The sequence below is a fragment of the Acidipila rosea genome, assembly GCF_004339725.1.
GTDB classification, from domain to species: Bacteria; Acidobacteriota; Terriglobia; order Terriglobales; family Acidobacteriaceae; genus Acidipila; species Acidipila rosea.
The window spans coordinates 488085-506666 of record NZ_SMGK01000003.1 but is presented as its reverse complement, the minus strand read 5'-3'; the positions used below and the strand labels follow the sequence as shown (position 1 = coordinate 506666).

15 protein-coding genes are annotated in these 18582 nt (G+C 53.3%); 10 read left to right on the top strand and 5 right to left on the bottom strand.

Going from position 1 to position 18582, the window contains the following annotated elements; all coding sequences use genetic code 11:
• Positions 1-18: 18 nt before the first annotated feature.
• Together C7378_RS12060 and C7378_RS12055 are read right to left on the bottom strand one after the other, a co-directional pair.
• Positions 19-513: a rhodanese-like domain-containing protein gene (locus C7378_RS12060; RefSeq protein ID WP_131996842.1), complete on the bottom strand. Its 495-nt coding sequence runs from the start codon at positions 511-513 to the stop codon at positions 19-21.
• Complete coding sequence (locus C7378_RS12055; RefSeq protein WP_131996839.1) at positions 510-1148, bottom strand: class I SAM-dependent methyltransferase; 639 nt, start codon at positions 1146-1148, stop codon at positions 510-512. Before C7378_RS12055 ends, C7378_RS12060 begins: the two co-directional genes overlap by 4 nt.
• Positions 1149-1964: 816 nt before the next feature.
• Between C7378_RS12055 and C7378_RS12050 the strand changes: the two genes are divergently transcribed.
• The 9 genes from C7378_RS12050 (at position 1965) to C7378_RS12010 (ending at position 14302) form a co-directional block, all read left to right on the top strand.
• Positions 1965-3152, top strand: coding sequence for a TolC family protein (locus C7378_RS12050; protein WP_243648218.1), 1188 nt, complete (start codon positions 1965-1967; stop codon positions 3150-3152).
• Positions 3149-4342, top strand: coding sequence for an efflux RND transporter periplasmic adaptor subunit (locus C7378_RS12045; protein ID WP_131996833.1), 1194 nt, complete (start codon positions 3149-3151; stop codon positions 4340-4342). Before C7378_RS12050 ends, C7378_RS12045 begins: the two co-directional genes overlap by 4 nt.
• The gene (locus C7378_RS12040) at positions 4342-7425 is read left to right on the top strand and encodes an efflux RND transporter permease subunit (protein ID WP_131996830.1); all 3084 of its coding nucleotides are present in this window, start codon (positions 4342-4344) and stop codon (positions 7423-7425) included. The genes C7378_RS12045 and C7378_RS12040 overlap by 1 nt, the downstream gene beginning before the upstream one ends.
• Positions 7422-8132 (top strand): ZIP family metal transporter, encoded by a 711-nt coding sequence (locus C7378_RS12035; RefSeq protein WP_131996827.1) that lies wholly within the window; start codon positions 7422-7424, stop codon positions 8130-8132. The genes C7378_RS12040 and C7378_RS12035 overlap by 4 nt, the downstream gene beginning before the upstream one ends.
• Positions 8125-8772 (top strand): cation diffusion facilitator family transporter, encoded by a 648-nt coding sequence (locus tag C7378_RS12030; RefSeq protein WP_131996824.1) that lies wholly within the window; start codon positions 8125-8127, stop codon positions 8770-8772. Before C7378_RS12035 ends, C7378_RS12030 begins: the two co-directional genes overlap by 8 nt.
• Positions 8773-8874: 102 nt before the next feature.
• Positions 8875-9507: a type IV toxin-antitoxin system AbiEi family antitoxin domain-containing protein gene (locus C7378_RS12025; protein ID WP_341539149.1), complete on the top strand. Its 633-nt coding sequence runs from the start codon at positions 8875-8877 to the stop codon at positions 9505-9507.
• A 43-nt stretch (positions 9508-9550) separates the two neighbouring features.
• Positions 9551-10309 carry a nucleotidyl transferase AbiEii/AbiGii toxin family protein gene (locus C7378_RS12020; protein WP_207901418.1) on the top strand — a complete coding sequence of 253 codons (759 nt, stop codon included), beginning with the start codon at positions 9551-9553 and terminating at the stop codon, positions 10307-10309.
• Between the two features lie 193 nt (positions 10310-10502).
• A complete protein-coding gene (locus tag C7378_RS12015; RefSeq protein WP_165876785.1) occupies positions 10503-13004 on the top strand; it encodes a CHAT domain-containing protein in 2502 nt (833 codons plus the stop codon).
• Positions 13001-14302 (top strand): S41 family peptidase, encoded by a 1302-nt coding sequence (locus C7378_RS12010; RefSeq protein WP_131996812.1) that lies wholly within the window; start codon positions 13001-13003, stop codon positions 14300-14302. Before C7378_RS12015 ends, C7378_RS12010 begins: the two co-directional genes overlap by 4 nt.
• Positions 14303-14370: 68 nt before the next feature.
• Here the strand turns inward: C7378_RS12010 and C7378_RS12005 are convergent, their stop codons facing one another.
• The gene (locus C7378_RS12005) at positions 14371-15072 is read right to left on the bottom strand and encodes a hypothetical protein (protein ID WP_131996809.1); all 702 of its coding nucleotides are present in this window, start codon (positions 15070-15072) and stop codon (positions 14371-14373) included.
• A gap of 744 nt (positions 15073-15816) precedes the next feature.
• Here C7378_RS12005 and C7378_RS18210 point away from each other — a divergent pair.
• Entirely contained in the window at positions 15817-16275 is a 459-nt protein-coding gene (locus C7378_RS18210; RefSeq protein ID WP_131996806.1) for a winged helix-turn-helix transcriptional regulator, read from the top strand.
• A gap of 484 nt (positions 16276-16759) precedes the next feature.
• Here the strand turns inward: C7378_RS18210 and C7378_RS11995 are convergent, their stop codons facing one another.
• The gene (locus tag C7378_RS11995; protein ID WP_165876783.1) at positions 16760-17926 is read right to left on the bottom strand and encodes a tyrosine-type recombinase/integrase; all 1167 of its coding nucleotides are present in this window, start codon (positions 17924-17926) and stop codon (positions 16760-16762) included.
• A gap of 14 nt (positions 17927-17940) precedes the next feature.
• Positions 17941-18156: a helix-turn-helix domain-containing protein gene (locus C7378_RS11990; RefSeq protein WP_131996800.1), complete on the bottom strand. Its 216-nt coding sequence runs from the start codon at positions 18154-18156 to the stop codon at positions 17941-17943.
• Between the last annotated feature and the right edge of the window lie 426 nt (positions 18157-18582).

The window sequence follows — 18582 nt, the reverse complement described above, 5'->3', positions numbered from 1 at the left end:
CTTTGCATCGATCGTCCTTTATCGCCCTTTAGCTACTGGATAGCCCTTGCCGGCCCAGTCCGTGCCGAAATTATCAGCCAGATAAAGCGCTTTTACCTGAGTGAAGCCGAGCGCGTGTAATTGCTCGTAAGCCGGCCGGATGTTCGGGCAATGACCCCAGGGACAGCATCCGCAGTAAAGGACGATGAACTGGTCCTTCCTGAGGCTGGAGACCCGTTCGCGGAGTGACTGCAATCCTGCACTCGTGCCTGTGGCCCCCACATACTCTGAACCGGGTATATGCGCTTCAGCGTAAAGAACGTGCGATCCGACCTGTAGTATTAAAGGCTTTTCTGAACCATGCAGCATCCGCACGAGTTCTGCCGGTTGCACAAGTGCCGCGGAGGGAATCGTCGTGTCCGCAACAGCCGAGGACTTCGTTGGGACCTGCTGTGCCTGCATGACAGTGCCAGATAAAGCCAAGATCGCAAGCAGTATCGCGGCGGAGGTTATCTGAAGAAAGCGAAATTTCAAGGGGTGATTCCTTTCTGAGGAGGACTAAAGCTGAACTGGCAATAAAGGAACTGTTGTGTCGTGCCCTTTGGCGTGTGGTGGAGTACGGTTGAACTTCGTATCAGGCGAAACCGTGGTCCCATTTCGCGGCTCAACGATTCTGCATCGTAACGATTTGTATCAAGCCCGCTGCATTTCTGTGGACCCTGCGGCCCAAAGGTTGCCATGACCACCTGCCCTCCAATCTTAAGGGCTGAGGTAGTCTGACGTATATACGCCAATCGCTGTTCGGGATTGGTAAGAAAATGGAAGACCGCCCGGTCATGCCAAATGTTGTACGTGTTGACTGGGAAAGCAATTGTTGTCACATCGCCCACTATCCAATTGACGGATTTTGCTGCTCGTTCGAGGCGATCCTGAGATTTCTTAATTGCCGCGCCCGCCAGATCCAGGACAGTAAGGGCACTGTATCCCCTAACAAGCAAGTCATCTATCAGCGTAGATTCTCCGCCTCCAACGTCGATAATCGAAGCAGAATGGTCCGTGGCCGCATCCGAGATCCAGTCGAGTGAGGTTTGCAAATGAGACTCGTACCAACTCGTCTCATCAGGAGATTTGGTTTCGTAGATCTGTGCCCAGTGCGCCTGTGTGTCCATCGTCTTATGCTAATTCTGCCATCTGCGTTGCGAGGTTCGCGGAAATCAGCTCCAGGAAGTTTGCTGGCCTGCTCTCCAATTTCAGTTTTTGGTCATTCTATGACTCCCAAATTGACTCCCACAGTGGAGAAATTCAGGGACTTCATTTATGTCAATATCATTCCATAGTGGAACTATATTGACGTCACGACATCACCGCAGCATACGCTTGAACTGTGACAACCCGAATGGATCATGGGTTCCTTTGGGCCGATCTTACGGTGCATGAAATCGTTATCCATAGTCATCTCGGGAAGGGCTTCTATCGTCATGGTCAAAGGCACTATCACTCTCTAACGAGCCAATCTGTGGCAATATGAACGTATGGGTCTTTGGTCCAGGGCGCTTCGCCTTACCGCAATCTTTCTCGTGCTGTTTACAGCCGTGGAAGTGTTTGCGTGTGACCTTTTGCCTAATTCGGACTGCTACGTCTCACAATCGCAGAGTCAGCATAAGCACCAAGGCCCAACCTCCGGTGATAACTGCCTGTGCTGCTGCGCACATCTCATTGTAGTAAAGCGAGCCGCACTTGCCCCTCAGGTATTGACTGTTCCGGCTCCCCGCGAAGAAGCCGTTGAGCAGCCATTGCTTGCTCCGTCTTCTATCGACCACCCTCCCCAACTTTCCTAGACATCAGTTGGAACTCAGTTTTCAAAAATAATCTAGGAGTTGTGTATGCGAGGGAGACATATCTTCTCTCTGTGCGCGCTATTGCTTTCAGCTTCATTGCTGGGAGCACAGCAAACGCCGTCAACTGTATCTACGGTAGACGACATTGTGCGAGCAGGGATTGCGAATAATAAGGATTTGGCTGCTGTTCGAGAGCGGATCGCAGAGGCGAAGGGTCTCGCGCGACAAGCTGGAGTGCGGCCAGCGCCAACGCTTGGGCTAAATGGGGCAACTGGGAAGCCGCTCGGCACAGTTGGCGAGGAGCAATACGGCGGAGAGTATTCCCAGCCCATTGAGACGTTCGGAAAGCGCGGGAAGCGCATCCGTGTCGCCGAGTTCTCGGTTGGTCTGGCGGAAGCCGAACTACAGGGGCGAACTGCGGAACTTGCCTATGAGATCAAAGCAGCCTATGCCCAGGTGATCGCGGAGCGCCACAAAGTCAAGCTCCTCAGTGACCTTATTGCCTTCAACCAGGAAACCCTGAGACTCACCGAGGCGCGAGTCAAAGAAGGTGATGTTGCTCCACTCGAAGCGGGGCTGCTCAAGGTTGAAGTCAGTCAAGCCGAAGTCTCGCGGATGAGTGCTCAGAGTCGCCTTACATCTGCCGAATTTGAGCTGCGCCGTCTTGCTGGCTTCAGCAGTGGCACTCTAATTCCGGATGCTATCTTTCCTGCTCCAACACCGCTTCGACTGGATGAACTGCAACAAAAAGCGCTGGAGAATCGGGCAGACCTTAAAACAGCGCGTCTTGAAGAGGAGCAGCAAGCAGCAAGCGTAGAACTTGCAAAGGCGAACGCCAAACCGGACCTGACTTTGTCCGCAGGTTATACCAGGCAGCACAGCCAATTCGATGGACTGTTCGGCTTGACCAGCAGTGGAGCACCAAGCCCTATCCGAGACCAAGTTGATATTCTCAGCTTCGGCGTTTCCATCCCATTGCGAACTAGCCGGAGCGGAGTCGGCAATGTACAGGCGGCAACAGCCCGCACCTCTGGCGCTCGCCTGCACCAGGAATATCTTGAGAAAACTATTCCAATAGAAGTGGAGTCGGCATATCGGCGCTGGCGCACTGCATCCGATTCCTTGCAGATGCTTCAGAGCGGCGTACTAAGTCCGTCAAGCGCCAACCTTTCCGTTATCCGCGAAGCGTATAAACTCGGCCAACTACGGCTTCTGGACGTTCTCAATGAGCAACGCCGTTTGGTCGATACACAGTTGGCTTACATCGACGCGCAAGCTGATGCTGCCCGAAGCAGGGCCGAGATTGAGCGTGCTGTGGGAGGAAACCTACCATGAAGAGCCTAATTTTGTTGTTTCTATGCGGCACATTTGCCATAACCGGTTGCAACAAGCACACCAACGAAGATAAGGAAATATCTTCCTCTCAGGAGCAGTCCACGAGCAAGGCGGATATGGTCGATATGACGATCTCCGCCCAAAACCACATTGGGCTGACTATCTCACCTGCTGAAGTAAAGCAACTCACGCAATATCTGAAGGTCACCGGCACGGTTCAGCCGATTGACAGCCGCGTTGCTTTAGTGAGTCCGTTGGCGCAAGGGCGCATCCTGGAAGTCCGCGCAAAAGTTGGCGACAGGGTTGAAGCAGGACAGATTCTCGCCACCTTCGACAACGTCGAAGCTGGAGAATTGGTTGCACAGGAGCTATCTGCACGCGCTGACTTGGAGCGCATGAAGGCGCAGTTAATTCCAGCCACTCGCCAGGCTGGACGCAGCCGCCGGCTTGCCGATATTGGGGCAGGGGCAGAAAAGGACTATGAATCGAGTAAAGCGTCAGAGAATGAAATTGAAGCCAATATCCGTTCGCAACAGGCTGTCATAGAAGGCATACACCAGAAATTACGCCGCTTTGGGGTGTCGGATAACAAGATCGGTGGAACTCTGCTTACCTCCCTCAAAGCCCCTTTATCTGGTGTGGTCATCAAGGCGCAAGCCTCACCTGGAGATGTTGTGGATGCCGCGCGCCCCGTATTCACGGTCGCCAATCTTTCGCACGTCTGGGTACAAGCTGAAGTGTACGAAAAGGATCTGGGGAAAGTGCGCGTTGGGCAGAACGCTTTCATCACGGTAGACACCTACCCGAATCGTTCCTTTCAGGGTCGAGTCGCTTACATCAGCGATGTGATCGACCCGCAGACCAGGACGGCCCGTGTTCGCTGTGATGTGGCAAACCCTGAGTTTCTATTGAAAACAGATATGTTCGCCAATATCGACCTTCCTACAACATTCAGCAAGCGGGCCATAGCAGTACCAACAAGCGCTCTTCAGGAAGTGGAAGGAAAGAATGTCGTTTTCATCCGCAAAACGCCTACTCAATTTGAAGCGCGCGAGGTGGAAAAAGGGACCACAGTTGGCGACTTGACCGAAATCGTGAGTGGACTTTCCAGTGGCGAACCGGTGGTGACACAAGGAGCGTTTCATCTTAAGTCCATCCTCGCGGGTGGAAGCATGGGGGATAACGACTAATGGATCGTCTTGTTGAAGCCGCCCTTCGTTATCGTGTTCTTGTGCTGTTAGCTACTGTGTTTGTCATCGTGCTTGGCGTCGTTTCGCTTCGTAACCTTCCGATGGACGCCGAGCCAGACATTACGCCGAACCAGGTACTTGTTCTCACGCGTGCTCCCAGTCTGTCTCCACTGGAAGTCGAGCAACTGATTTCATTTCCTGTTGAACTGGCGATGAGCGGGCTGCCTGGAGTCACGCACATTCAGTCAACATCGAAGTACGGATTGTCCTATGTTGCTATCTACTTTAAGGACGGCATGGACACCTACTTTTGCAGGAACCTTGTCAACGAAAGGCTGCCGCAAGCAAAGGAAGCAATTCCAGCCACCGTAGGCGTTCCGGAAATGGGACCCATTTCTACCGGCCTGGGAGAAATCTATCAATTCAACGTGACTGGCTCTGGGCGCAGTCCGATGGAATTGAGAACGATTCTCGATTGGGACATCGCACCGAAGTTGCGTCAGGTGTCAGGCATTGTCGAAGTGAACAGCCAGGGAGGAGAACTCAAGACATATCAGGTGGCAGTCGATAACGACAAGCTCACGGGGTATCACATTCCCCTTCGACGTGTCATTGAAGCTCTCTCCAAAAATAATGCGAACTCAGGAGGTGCCTACATTGAACATTCTGAGCAACAGTCGCTTATCCGCGGAGAGGGACTGATCGGAAGCCTGTCAGATATTGAAAACATTGTGGTGGGCAACTCACCTACCGGGACTCCCATCTTCATACGGAACATTGGCAATGTCCAGTATGCCCCAATGGTCCGTAATGGATTTGCGACTGAGGATGGAAAGGGGGAAATTGTTTTAGGCGTATCCATGATGTTGGTTGGTGACAATTCCCGGGCCGTCGCCATTCGAGTAAAAGACAGTTTGGCTGAGATCCAAAAAACTTTGCCGCCAGGTGTACGCATTGTGCCACTTTATGACCGTACAGATCTCGTTAACCGAACGATTCACACGGTCACTCGAAACCTGATTGAAGGAGGCTTGTTGGTCATCGCGGTCCTGCTTCTGCTGCTCGGTAGCTTCAGGGCCGGCATCATTGTTTCACTTGCGATTCCATTATCCATGCTGGCCGCATTTATTGGCATGGTCCAAGCCAATATCTCCGGTAACCTGATGAGTCTTGGTGCCCTCGACTTCGGACTAATTGTAGATGGTTCGGTCGTTATCATCGAAAATATCCTGCGTCGGCTCCATCACCGCAAACCGGACGAAGATCTGGAAAGTGTCTTTGGTTCTGCCGCGCGTGAAGTGGCAAAGCCCATCTTCTTCGGTGTCCTTATTATTGTTCTGGTTTATGTTCCGATCCTGACACTGAGCGGCGTCGAGGGCAAGATGTTCAAGCCCATGGCGGTAACCGTCCTGTTTGCTCTTTTGGCATCGCTCGTCATCGCGCTTACAGTGATGCCTGTACTCGGCTGGTATGCGCTTCCCAAGCATCCAAAAAAAGAACACACCTGGCTGATGCGGAAGGCAGACCACTTCTACCGGCCAGCTCTCAAGCGGGCATTACGCTCACCCTTTTGGACTGGCGGCATCGCCCTGGGAATCTTTTTGGCTTCATTGTTTGCTATTCCATTTTTGGGTGCTGTGTTTATTCCGTCTCTCGATGAGGGTTCGATACTTGTACAGATGTACAGGGTTCCGGGAATCTCCATCACCGAATCGTTGCATGGCAACCAAATTGTCGAAACGGTACTCCGTGAATTTCCGGAAGTGTCTCACGTCTTTAGTAGGACCGGAAGCCCGGAGGTTGCCACCGATCCAATGGCTATCGACCAGAGCGATGTGTATGTGATGTTGAAGCCGACCGAGCAATGGCCCGTGAAACGCAGCAAAAACGATCTTATTGCTGCGATGAAGAAACGGTTGGGCGAGGAGGCGCCAGGAGCGGTATACAGCTTTTCGCAGCCAATCCAGATGCGAATGCAGGAATTGATGGAAGGCGGTTCGCGCAGTGATATTGCAATCAAGCTGTTCGGAGATAACTTGGACACCTTGCGGCAGAAGGCCGATCAGATCGCGGCAGTTGTCCAGAAAATCCCCGGGGCGGCCGATGTGCGCGCCGAACGGGTTGCAGGTCTGCCTTATTTGCGCCTCCGACTTCGTCGCGATGCACTTGCACGTCACGGCCTGGATGCCTCAGATGTGTTGGACACAATTCAAGCTATTGGAGGCAAAACTGTAGGCGAGATAGTGGAAGGTAATCGACGCTTCGCTTTGCAGGTCCGCTTTCCTGAGCAGCAGCGTGCCACGGATGAAGCAATCGGAAATTTGCGGGTAGGTGACAATGAAGGACATTTCATCCCGCTTGCTCAACTCGCCGACATTCAGGAAGAGGATGGCCCAGCGCAAATCAGCCGCGAGGGTGGTCAGAGACGGATCAGCGTGGAGGTAAATGTTCGCGGACGTGATCTTGCCAGCTTCGTCAGCGCTGCCAAACAGGCAATCGCCACCCAGATCAAAATTCCAAGCGGGTACCAATTGGAATGGAGCGGCCAATTCGAGCAGCTTAAAAGTGCAAGTCAAAGACTAATGATTGTAGTGCCTGCTGCGCTGACGCTCATCTTCGTTTTGCTCTATTTCAATTTTCAAGCTACCTTTCCGGCGTTGCTTATCTTCCTGAACATTCCGCTGGCGGCAACGGGCGGCATTCTAGCCCTGCTTGTGCGCGGATTGCCATTCAGTATTTCCGCAGGGGTCGGATTCATCGCACTGTTTGGCATTGCGGTTCTGAATGGCATTGTTCTTCTGACGTATATCCGCGAGCTGAGGCAGAAAGGTTGTCCTATTGAAGAGGCCGTGGAGCAAGGCGCGCTGACGCGACTACGCCCCGTCCTGATGACAGCACTCGTCGCCAGTCTCGGATTTATCCCGATGGCCGTTTCCCACGGAGCCGGAGCCGAAGTCCAGCGGCCGCTTGCTACCGTCGTGATCGGCGGCCTGGTAACTTCCACGTTGTTGACATTGCTGGTTCTTCCAACGCTTTACAAATGGGTAGAACAACGGCGTGAAGCAAAGGGAGTTCAGGCTTGAACGCCGTTCTCTATTCGCTCTTTCCCGTGGCGGCGGCGCTTGTGGCTGCTGCTTGCGCCGTCTTCTCTCAAAAAAGCGACCGCATTCGCTGCCTCATGCAGCATCTTGCAGCCGGAGTGGTTGTCGCCGCCGTTGCTGTGGAGTTGATTCCCGAGTTGCTGCATAGGCGCTCCCCCATTCCAACTGTGCTGGGATTTTCTTTGGCAGTTATTGTCCTGGTGATACTCAAGCGGACAGAGAGCGGAGGGTCTTCAAAGAACGCCGCCCTAACAATCCCGAAAAGCTATATCGCTGCAACGGGAATTGATCTATTGCTGGACGGGATTGTCATCGCCATAGGATTCGCTGCTGGAAGGAAACAGGGAAAGCTGCTTACTGTTGCCCTGACACTTGAATTGGCTTCCCTTGGATTGGCACTCATCGGAGAGTTGCGAAGTCGCCAGCTTTCACGCTGGAGAGCTTTCACAATTACGGCAGGCGTTTCGTGCTTCTTACTTATTGGTAGTGCTCTCGGGGCCTTCATCCTGGACTATCTTTCAGCGCCTTTCCTCACTGCGGCACTTGGCTTCGGAGTAGCCGCACTCCTTTTCCTGGCGACGGAAGAATTGCTGTTGGAGGCGCATAAGCTGGAAGATACCACCTCCACGACCGCCATTTTCTTTGTGGGATTTTTAAGTATTTTGATTCTCGACATAATCAGTGGTTGATGTAGATGCTTCCAAACTGGATTTGCTTATGACCAGCAAGAAACATGACAAAGATCGTCCGGTAACGATGCCAGCAGCAGTCGTTTGGCTGCAAGGCATTACTATCGTGTGGATGCTGGTTGAAACCGCTGTGTCTCTCTACTCAGCGCAGCAGGCGCATAGCGTAGCTCTTCTGGCCTTTGGTTCCGATAGCCTTGTGGAGCTAATCTCGGCAACTGTTGTACTCCTTTCATTTATGCCGGCGTTCTCTTTCAGCAAAAGACGCGCTGAGAGGTGGGCGGGGATTTTGCTCTTTGTGCTAGCGGCCATTGTTGGCTTCACCGCAGTGGCGTCTCTCATTGGCGGTGTCCATGCGGAGACGAGTTGCCTTGGAATTGGAATCACGATAGCGGCACTCATTATCATGCCAGTGCTTGCCTGGGGTAAACGAAAGGTAGCGCTTTTAAATAACAGCCGAGCTTTAGCAGCGGATGCCATTCAATCAGCAACATGCGCCTATCTCGCGGCACTTACGCTGGCTGGCCTGACGATCAATGCAGTCTTCCACATCCATTGGATAGATTCGGTGGCTGCACTCGCTGCACTGCCCATTCTGCTCATTGAAGGAAGTCGCGCAATGCGTGGTGAGAACTGTTGTTGAGCTAACTAGGATAGACGAGTTCGGGAGTCCTGAGGACTGTCAATATAGTTCCATTATGGAACCATATTGACATTTCGCCCCCCACCGCCGCACACTGTATTTATGCCGCGCACCCGCATGGACGAGCTATACGCACTCGCTGAAGAACATGATGGCCTGCTCACGTCTAAAGAAGCACGCGCCCTGGGAATTCAAGATTCCGTGCTTGCTCGGTTGAGGCAGCGTGGCCGCTTGGAACGAATGAGCCGAGGCGTTTACCGGATTGCCCACTATCCGACAGACCGGCTCGCACAATACCGCGAAGCGGTGCTGTGGGCACAAGCAAGTCATCATGGACCAGAGCGCATTGCTCTGTCTCATGAGACGGCGCTGGCCCTCTATGGCATCTCTGATGTGAATCCTTCGCGGGTGCATCTCACGGTTCCAAAATCCGCCCGTCTCCGCCGGGAACATCCCGAATGGATCATGATTCATCGGGCCGACCTTACAGTGCCGGAGATCAGCCAGCATGAGGGAATGCCTGTCACGACCGTGACGCGCTCTATCATGGACGTCTTATCGACAACGCGCAGGACTGACATCGCCCGGCAGGCCATCACCGATGCGCTCCGAGAAGGGCTACTCAGCACCGCTCAGGCAAATGGCCTTCGCAAGGCCATCAATCGCTCCGCTCACGGCCTTTCATTGTCAATCAAAGGAATCAAGGTAAAAGTACATGACTCCACGGCCAGTTGAACGTCTTGAGAAGACGCTGGCGCGAGTCGCCAGAGAACAGGGCTTGGCACAAGAGCGCCTCCGCCGATGGGTCTCCTTTCTGGCACTCTGCGGAGTGCTGGAGCGGGCAGTGAGTGAGGGCGTCCTGACCAACTACTACCTCAAGGGTGGCGTCGCGATGGAGCTTCGATTTGCTGAAGGTGCTCGCGCAACCAAGGACATCGATATTGGTGTTGCTGGCAAACGCGAGGAAAGACTTCGGGTATTTCAGGATGCAATAGCATTAGGATTCGACGATTTCACGTTTCAGGTAAAGGGCAAGCCATTGAGCATGGACAAAGTGGACGCTGTGCGCTTGGAACTCGCTGTCCGGTTTAAAACCCGTGCGTGGCAAACCATCGAAGTTGATCTCGGCTCATCGGGAGAGGGTGCAGTGGATCTTGTGGAGCCTGCGATTCCCGGGCTTGCCGCAATGGGATTGCGCATACCATCTCCGGTCCGCTGTTTGAATTTGAGTGAGCAAGTTGCCCAAAAACTGCACGCCTGTACGGGACCATATTCGCAAGGCCGTGCCCGCGATGTGCTGGACATCCTGTTGGTTGATTTGTTGGGAAAATTGGATATTACGGCGGTGCGCCTTGCAGCGAAACAGGTTTTCACTCAGCGGGCCACTCACGACTTTCCTCCTTCTAACCAACTTCCGACGGAATGGCAATCCGAACTTGAGGCACTGGCGAATGAGCTTGGCTATCCGGCGACCTCCGCGACAGAGATAGAAGCTAGATTCCGTGCTTTTGTAGACCTGATCGCGGACTGGCCATAAACATTGACCCGGATTTGAGATTCTGGCACTATTAGCAGGTATTAACTGAGTAGCTATGCGCGGAGTTGTCCCTCCCCCATTCCGCATTGCTGCCGGTTTGCTGTTGGCCGTCCTGTTGAGTGTTGTCGGATGCCACGTCCTCCGCCGGAGGAATCCTGCCTCTCCAGAGGCGCTCCTCAAGCGAGCCGACGACATGTCGTGGCTGAACAGCTGGATAGCAGCAGAACCACTGTACCGACAAGCGGAAATCCAGTTTGCACAGAAACACCAACTCTCAAGGGCACTCTATGCGCGGGTCAGTGAGATGCCTGCTCACAGCGAATCTTCAGCGGGAATCCCGGCCCAAATCTCGATACTAATAAAGGATCTGAAATTACCTGAAGCGCGTGATCCTGAAACGCGGCTTCGCGTTCTGACGATCCTTGGAATGCTCGAAGTCAACTACGACTCTGGAATGGCAAGAGAAACGTGGACTCAAGTTGAGAATTTGGCGCTTCGGCGGCACCATTATCTGCTCGCATCCAGAGCGGTCGGTGAGCAAGGAATTGCGGCATTTCTCCTTGGAGACATGGCGACTGCGAAGAAGGATGTGGTCAAGGCATGGATAGTGGCGAAGACGGCTGATCCCGCCGCTCATATTCGATATGCAAGTATGTATGGCACAGGGTTGGTGGAACTTCACAAATACAAAGAAGCTCTTGGCCCTCTGAACGAAGCAATTAACGTCGCCAAAGATACTCCCGGCGCGGCTTATCCAACGATTGCCATAACCGCGAAAATCGGAGCTCTCAGCGGCCTTGGAAAAGGCCAAGAGGCGTTGACGTTGGCGGGGGAGGAGATGGAGCGAGTAGGCAGATACCATCTTGTCGAACATCTCGCCGACGTTTACCAAATCAGAGCTGGAGTCTACGAAGCAATGGGGAATTGGGATCAAGCCGTATCCGACTACAGACAGTCCGCCCAATATGCAAAAAAGGTATCGCATTGGCGCGGCTTGACTCAGGTAGATGGTCTGCTCGCAAAGGCGTATCTACATCAAGGAGCGTTGGAATCAGCATTAGCCGCGATAAATGAAGCTATCGAGGCAAACGAGCGTATCCCCGATGAGCTGTATTTTGTTCCTAAGAATCTCGCCATTAAGGCAGACATTATGGCTAAGAGGGGAAACATCAAATCGTCAAATCAGTTATATGAGAAGAGCGCAGATATGCTTGACGCTCTTCTGAGCAAGGTGCCGACCCCGACTGTCGAACGCCAACTCCTGAGCGATTTGAGCGAGGTGTACTCGGAATATTTCACATCTTTGAGCAATCAAGGCAGGACTGCTGCTGCGTTTCATGTGATCGAACGCGCGCGAGGTCGAGTCGAAGCACAAGCATTAACGCATCACGAGGTGATTGCGCCACACGATCCGAATCTTATGGAGCAGCGCCTGACAAAGCTGAATTTTGCATTGCTCAATACCGATGAACCGACCGCTAGAGGCCACATTCTGGACGCGATTTATCAGGTGGAGCAACAATTGACTCCGAATTCAGCGGAAGTCGATACAGCGCCAGAACCCGTGGATCTCAGGCAACTGCAACGTGATCTTCGCCCTTCTGAACTCTTTGTTGAATATGTCCTCGATAGCCCGCAATCCTATGCTCTCGCCGTGACCCATCAAACTGTCCATCGGTATACGTTGCCATCGAAAGATATATTGGGGCAACAGGTGATGCGATACAGGTCTGAGATATTGCAACAAAAGAACGATCAGGCGCTTGCACAACAGCTTTTCAATGCTCTTCTGGGTGGAATTCAAGAATTCAAAGACAAGCAGACGTTGATAGTAGTACCTGATGGAAAGCTCCACCTCCTACCCTTTTCAGCTCTGGAAAACGGCGGCCACTATATTCTGACCTCACATCTTGTGACCGTGGTTCCATCTGGAACCGTGCTCGACATTCTAAGACACCGCACAAATCAAATGGTGAGAGACGATCTACCGTATCTAGGGGTAGCAGCGTGGACAACCAATTCATCATCCCCGAGCACACTTCTTACAAGCATTCGCAGAGCAGTTTCGGGACCTGACAGAAAGGAACTCGTCGCTCTGCCAGAGAGCCAGCATGAAGTCGAAACGATTGCGTCCGACCTGCCAAAGCCGAACACTGTTTTGTTGGGGTCACGCGCAACAGAGACAAATTTCAAAAGTCTTCCGCTTAGCCACTACAAAGTTGTCCACCTGGCCCTCCACGGATATGTTGACCCCGTGTTCTCGGATCGTTCAGCCCTTATCTTCGCTCCAGAGCCGGGGCTCACCGATGACAGCTTGCTGCAGGTTCGGGAGATCAGGAAACTTCATTTCAATGCCAACCTCGTAACCCTCTCCGCCTGTAACACCAGTGTGGGACAAATCGGCGAGGAAGGGGCTGCGAATATCGTAAACGCATTCATCGAGGCGGGATCTCAAAGTGTGGTGTCCACATTCTGGGAGCTTGAAGATCACGCAACCACACACCTAATGACCGTTTTCTATGAACATCTCGGCCGTCATGAAGAGAAGGCAGAGGCTTTGAGGCAAGCGCAACTTGAAATGCTGAATTCAGGCTCTCCTCCGTACTATTGGGCGGCCTTCGTGCTCAACGGTGAACCGAACGGCAGTTTATTTTCAGCGCCAGATAGCAATCTTTCTTCAAGGAGTATCCAATGACAAAAGATAAATCTGCCCCAGCGGAATCATCTGTCCAGCTTTCCATGCGCGAACGACACACCATTCTTGAGAACGTACTAGCCACTTTGAATAAGCGATTCTATCTCCCGGAAAAACTGAACGATAATTGGCTGAACGCTGTGGAGCGCCACCGGCCATTGATTGAAGGAGCCGACACAGCAGATAGATTTGAACAGTCCATGAGCGATCTCCTGGCGGAGCTTCATACGTCTCATCTGGGATTTTTTCATGGCCGCGCTCAACGAGCTTCGAGCCGAGCCGCATTGAGCGCCACCTACCTAGCCGATGAAACACTGGTCGGAAAGCGTTGGATATTTCAGGATGTCCACTCGGGAGGTGCCGCATCTATCGCCGGAATTGAGCCTGGAGACATTCTTCTAAGCGTGGATGGCCGGGAGATTACCCCGCCGGAGCATCCGGTCTTCCCGATGGGTAAGCAGACCGTTCTGGACATCGTGGGCAAAGACGATCAGCGGCGCACCGTTGCCGTCGATGTGGCGCGACCCAAAGGAAAGAAGCTGCACTTCGTCGAGCCTACGCTCGTTCAATCACGGCATCTCGGAGAGGGGCTGGGCTACCTAAAGGTCGCGATGTTCCCTGGGATGGTCGGAGTCGAAGTTGCAAACGAAATCTCGCGTGCCGTCGATAAATTAGGAAAAATAGACAGTCTCATCATCGACCTTCGCGGGAATACGGGAGGAGGAATTGGAGCGCTTCGTGTTATGAGTCTGCTCACGCCCGGCAGGATTCCGGTAGGGTTCGCACTTCCTAAAAGCCGCGTGACGCCGAATCTGGATTCCGAAAAACAACAGTTTCGTCGCTTCGGCAGCATCCCGACTTCCAAGAAAGCACTCTGGCTGCTGGCATTACAGTTTGCGCCGGCAATGCTCGCCAAAACTCCTATCGTGCTTGAGACGGAGGAATTGGGCCACAAGCAATTTCATGGAGGGACAATTCTTCTAGTAGATCGCCATACCGCGAGCGCCGCCGAAATGATCGTTGCGTTCGCGCGCGAGAACAATCTCGCCAGAATAGTTGGCGAGAAGACCGCTGGAAGGCTGCTTTCCGCCACTTCCGTCAAGGTGGGTCAGGGGTACCGGCTGGCATTGCCGACCGGGGCCTATTACACATGGAAAGGCACCGTTCTTGAAGGAACACCCATCGAACCGGACGAACAAATTCAGTTTGACTGGCGTCAAAGGAGCGCGAGTTTTGATGGTCAACTTGACCGAGCTATTGAAACTGCCCGTGACGTGCAAATTCAACGGGCTAGTTGAACCGACCATTTGATAATGCTTTGAGCCATATTTAATGACTTTCTGTCGAAGCCGGTTGCGATAATAGGCTATCTAATTTGGAGAGAGTAGTAATATGACGCTTGATCCTGCTCATGAGTGGTTGAAAGAAAATAAGATCCGGGTCGAGATTTCCGCAAATCGAGGTAAACCGAGACTTGTTCTCGATCTCCGGAGCCGATTGCCATTGAGCTGGCGTGAGCCAGTATGTCCTGGCCTGCCTGATCACGGGTCACGGCTACATCATATCGCCCCGCTCCGCTATAGCGAGGAAGAATGATTGTCAATTTCACCAGTGCGGCAGGCAACAGAACAGTCTTCAATCGACTAGGTTGATCGCCGCGAAATGTTCCAGCGTTCCAGAGGTTAACGGTTTGAGGAATTGCGGCAACTTCCGCCATCTGATTCTGCGTGCGTGCTCTGCGGCGACCTAGCATGACGAACACGACGGCAACCAATAGGCACGAAGCAACTGCGACCGTGAGAACGAGCCGTCGCCGGCGCGAATGGGTTTCGCGCCGCAATTCCATCAGCCGCGTCATGCAAACGTGACAATTCGCCGCATGGTTAACTCTTGGATCTGATAATTGGATACGTCTGGACTTAGTGGCCAGGCTCTTAAGAAAGGACTCATCGGGACAGGGACCAGCAGAGATTTCCCGCTCTGCGAGCACGTGTTCCTGATGGCGCTGCGCAATCCAGGTCTCAAAGCGATCTTCGGAGCGTGAAAGCCCAGGCAATTTCAGCCACATTGGGAAGAATCTCCAGATTGGGAGAGAGCGTGGAGCAACAACTCCATCTCCCGAAAATAAGCACGTCGCACAGCAGTATGGTCCATGTCGAGGTGCTCAGCGATCTTTCTCCACGAATAACCCAGCCAGCGCCACTCTACGATTGACTGGGCGAACGGTGAAAGTCGCCTGAAAAGTTCCGTCGCATAGACTCTTTGCTCTGCCTCTGACTGACCAACATACACGTATTCCAGATCACGAAGCGACCCATATTGAATTTCTCGACTTTTCTTCTCACCTTGTTGCCGAGCGCGGCGCTTAAGGACGCTCTTTATATGCCATTTGAGCTTATTATCGGGAGATTCAGGATGACGCCCAATGTAATTGGACGCGCTTTGTACAGCATGATCCATGAGGTCATGGGCAGCGGCGTGATCGTTCAGGTATGTCCATGCACATAGGACTGCGTAGGGCCAAGCTGCCTTCGCAGCGGCTTCCACCTTCTGATCAGACGCAGGGTGCCCAGTCGAATAGGCCCAACTCCACGTCAGCTCCTGCCAGATGCGACCTTGTGGCTGCATACGTGAGCGACCGTCTCGAATGGGTTAACCACTTCAACTCCAAAAGTATAGACGAGCGCCGCACGAATATTTTCGCTACCTTGCCCCAAAGACGAAATGAAAGTGCCTTTAACAGATACGGGGCAGAATTGCGAGAGTGTCCCAGCACGCGGAATGAGCCTTCAGGATTGATGGGCGGTGACACATGATTTGGAGTTCGCCAAAGCAGGCTTTTCGTGATTCGACAAACCAAAGTCCGCATTTGCCAAGACGAGCTGACAAAGGCCCACCGAACTATGCCAGTTGCCGACGGGAAAGGCAGGAGAGAGTCGCTAGTCGCACGAAAGTACAGGGAGGAGAAGGATGCTCGGCTCAATTCGCAATCAATCTCATTCAGGGGAAATGGAAGATGCGTATTCTGTCCCGCCTTCAGCATGGACCAGCCCGCTTGAGTGAGTTACGTAGGATGTTTCCCGAGGCATCAAAGAAAATGCTCACCCAGCATCTCCGCGAGTTGGAAAAGGACGGCCTCGTTGTCCGGACTGACCTGAGTGGCCGATTGCCGCACGTGGAATATTCGTTGTCTAATTCACGGGGCCTCGCGGCACTGAGCTTGATCGACACTCTGGCGGAGTGGAGCAGAGAATATCTGTCGCAGCGGTAAAGGTTCAGGAAACTCGACAAGAATGCCCCATCATTTGCGAATGCATATCTGGAGCGCCCCATCTGAGGGATGAGCGGTTATGAACAGACCGCCGTACAATTGATACTCATCTGGAAAATGATTGTGAGCTGGCCCGCCACGACCCAGCCCACGGCCCTGAAGTTTGGTGTCAAATTGGTGTCAAAGTGCGCCGATTAGGCCGATTTTTCCGGTTATGCCGTCTTCTAACCACGCTGCCGTCAACAATTTAGGTTTTTGGCAACTCCATGGCATGGAAGAGGTCATCGGTTCGATCCCGATCAGGTCCACCAAAATATCCAGACTAGAATCAGCGTCTTACAAGGAGTATCCGGAGGGAAAGCAGCTTCGGATCAGGTCACCGAAAAGGCACTGACGAAATCATAGCGTCGACCAGCACCTGAAGTCGACGAAAATGAAGCCCTCCAATAATCGGAGGGCTTTCGGTTTTTAAAGTGAATATGGTTCAGCTTGCCTTTGAAGGGACAATAAATAGTTCGTTCACATGGTTCTGAGCGGCACGTTTCGCTTCCTCGTCGCCCTGTGCATACACGTCTAAGGTAATTTTTGAGTTGGCATGCCTCATGAGCTCCTGCACGACTTTTACTCCTTCACCTTTCTTCATCAGGAGAGTGGCAAGAGAGCGCCTGAAGGTATGCCAACCAATATGCTTGTTCACCTTCGCTCGTTTGGCTGCGGGGCGGAGCTGCCTTGTGAGTGCAGCATCAAACCAGTACGGAGAACGGCCTGAAGTGGCAGGCGACGCAAAGACCCAATCATCGTCGGCGCGATACGGTGTCTCCTTGCGCCACATCAGCAAAGCTTCGGCCAACGCCTCGGAGATCGGGATGGTCGCTGCCGATGGCCGGTTTTTAAGGTTGGTAAGGTACTTATTCACGCTGCCGCGCGACGGAGTCAGCCAGCCACCGTCCAAATCAAGGTCCTTCCATTTAAGGCCTCGAAGCTCCGAGCGTCGCAGCCCCGTGGCAGCGGCTACCAGGACTGCCACTCGAATGGCTGGCGTTGTGATCTCGTCCATGATGGCCCGAATCTCTTCAAGAGCGAGTACAGCTGGTTTGATTCTGGGTTTTGACCCTTGACGAACCGACCCCATCGGGTTTCGGTCGCAGAACTCATATCTCTTCGCATGCTCGAACAGCGTATACATCCTGCTCTTGAGCTTGGCACGACTTGACGGCGCTAAGTGGTGCAGAGACCTTAGCCAACTCTCGACTTCTACTGCTTTCATCTCCGAGAGGAATGTCTTACCCCAGCGCGGAATGATGTGAGCTTTGAACAGCGTCAGGTAATTCTCGATGGTCGTCTCAGATCGGCATACGTCTGGGTCGCGCAACTCATTTGCCTGAAAGTGACCCCAGGCTTCTTCGATGGTCATCTTCCCTAAGCGCTCTTGCCGGGCATTGATCTCTGCCCGGAGATTCTCGACGGCACGTTTGGCGTCAGCCTTGGTCGGATAGCGGTCAACGTCGCCGATGATCTGCTTGCGCTGGACGCGCCGACCATCTTCCTGTATGTCCCTCCAACGATAGGTCCATACATCCGCACCTTTGACGCGGGGAGAACGGTCGATAGTACCTTCCTGGTACCGGTGATTGCGAGTGGTGGTGGACAAGGTGACTCTCTCCATCACTCGACGGGCTGGCAAGTCGACTGTACCTGAGACTCGGTCCACGCTACAAGATCGGCGCGACGGAATCGCCAGTGCTTGCCGAGACGAAGGGCGGGGAGTTGATGAAGGCGAGCCATCTTGATGACGGTCTTCTCATGTAGTCCGAGGTAGGTTGCGGTGTCGGCGGGATGCCAGAGCGGGTCAAGGTAGTTTGGGGAATGTAGCGCGTCCATGAGGGTCAATACCCAACGGTCCCGCGATTACTCCTTTATCATCCCGATCATCACCCTTGGCGATACAATGAGCTGTCAGAAATCGACGGGTGACTCTATAAATAGGGGTCGAGGCCTGTGATCTCGACCATCCACGAACGGTGGCGACTCCTCGGAGTCACTAGCCGATCCGTGAGATCGTCGGCGGTAAGGCGAGGGTCATGGTCATCGGGCTTCCACCTTCTCACCCATTCTCACCGTGACCAAGGGCCTCCACTCGGGCTTCGGGGTCACTGGCGCGGGCGGGGGCGAGGGCTTGGGCTCTCGCTCGCGATACTGTTTGACCATCGCAGGCACATCCTTCGGTTCTTCGGGCATTATTGAAGCATCTGAGCGTGAAGCGGGCCTTTGTGATGCCGCCCCCCCATGGGAGTGCAGGAGCACGAC

Excerpts from the sequence above, each read along its gene's own strand:
- C7378_RS12055 (WP_131996839.1), bottom strand. The coding sequence starts at position 1,148 with ATGGACACACAGGCGCACTGGGCACAGATCTACGAAACCAAATCTCCT.
- C7378_RS12045 (WP_131996833.1), top strand. The coding sequence starts at position 3,149 with ATGAAGAGCCTAATTTTGTTGTTTCTATGCGGCACATTTGCCATAACC.
- C7378_RS12040 (WP_131996830.1), top strand. The coding sequence starts at position 4,342 with ATGGATCGTCTTGTTGAAGCCGCCCTTCGTTATCGTGTTCTTGTGCTG.
- C7378_RS12025 (WP_341539149.1), top strand. The coding sequence starts at position 8,875 with ATGCCGCGCACCCGCATGGACGAGCTATACGCACTCGCTGAAGAACAT.
- C7378_RS12015 (WP_165876785.1), top strand. The coding sequence starts at position 10,503 with ATGTCGTGGCTGAACAGCTGGATAGCAGCAGAACCACTGTACCGACAA.
- C7378_RS12010 (WP_131996812.1), top strand. The coding sequence starts at position 13,001 with ATGACAAAAGATAAATCTGCCCCAGCGGAATCATCTGTCCAGCTTTCC.
- C7378_RS12005 (WP_131996809.1), bottom strand. The coding sequence starts at position 15,072 with ATGTGGCTGAAATTGCCTGGGCTTTCACGCTCCGAAGATCGCTTTGAG.
- C7378_RS18210 (WP_131996806.1), top strand. The coding sequence starts at position 15,817 with ATGATTTGGAGTTCGCCAAAGCAGGCTTTTCGTGATTCGACAAACCAA.
- C7378_RS11990 (WP_131996800.1), bottom strand. The coding sequence starts at position 18,156 with ATGGACGCGCTACATTCCCCAAACTACCTTGACCCGCTCTGGCATCCC.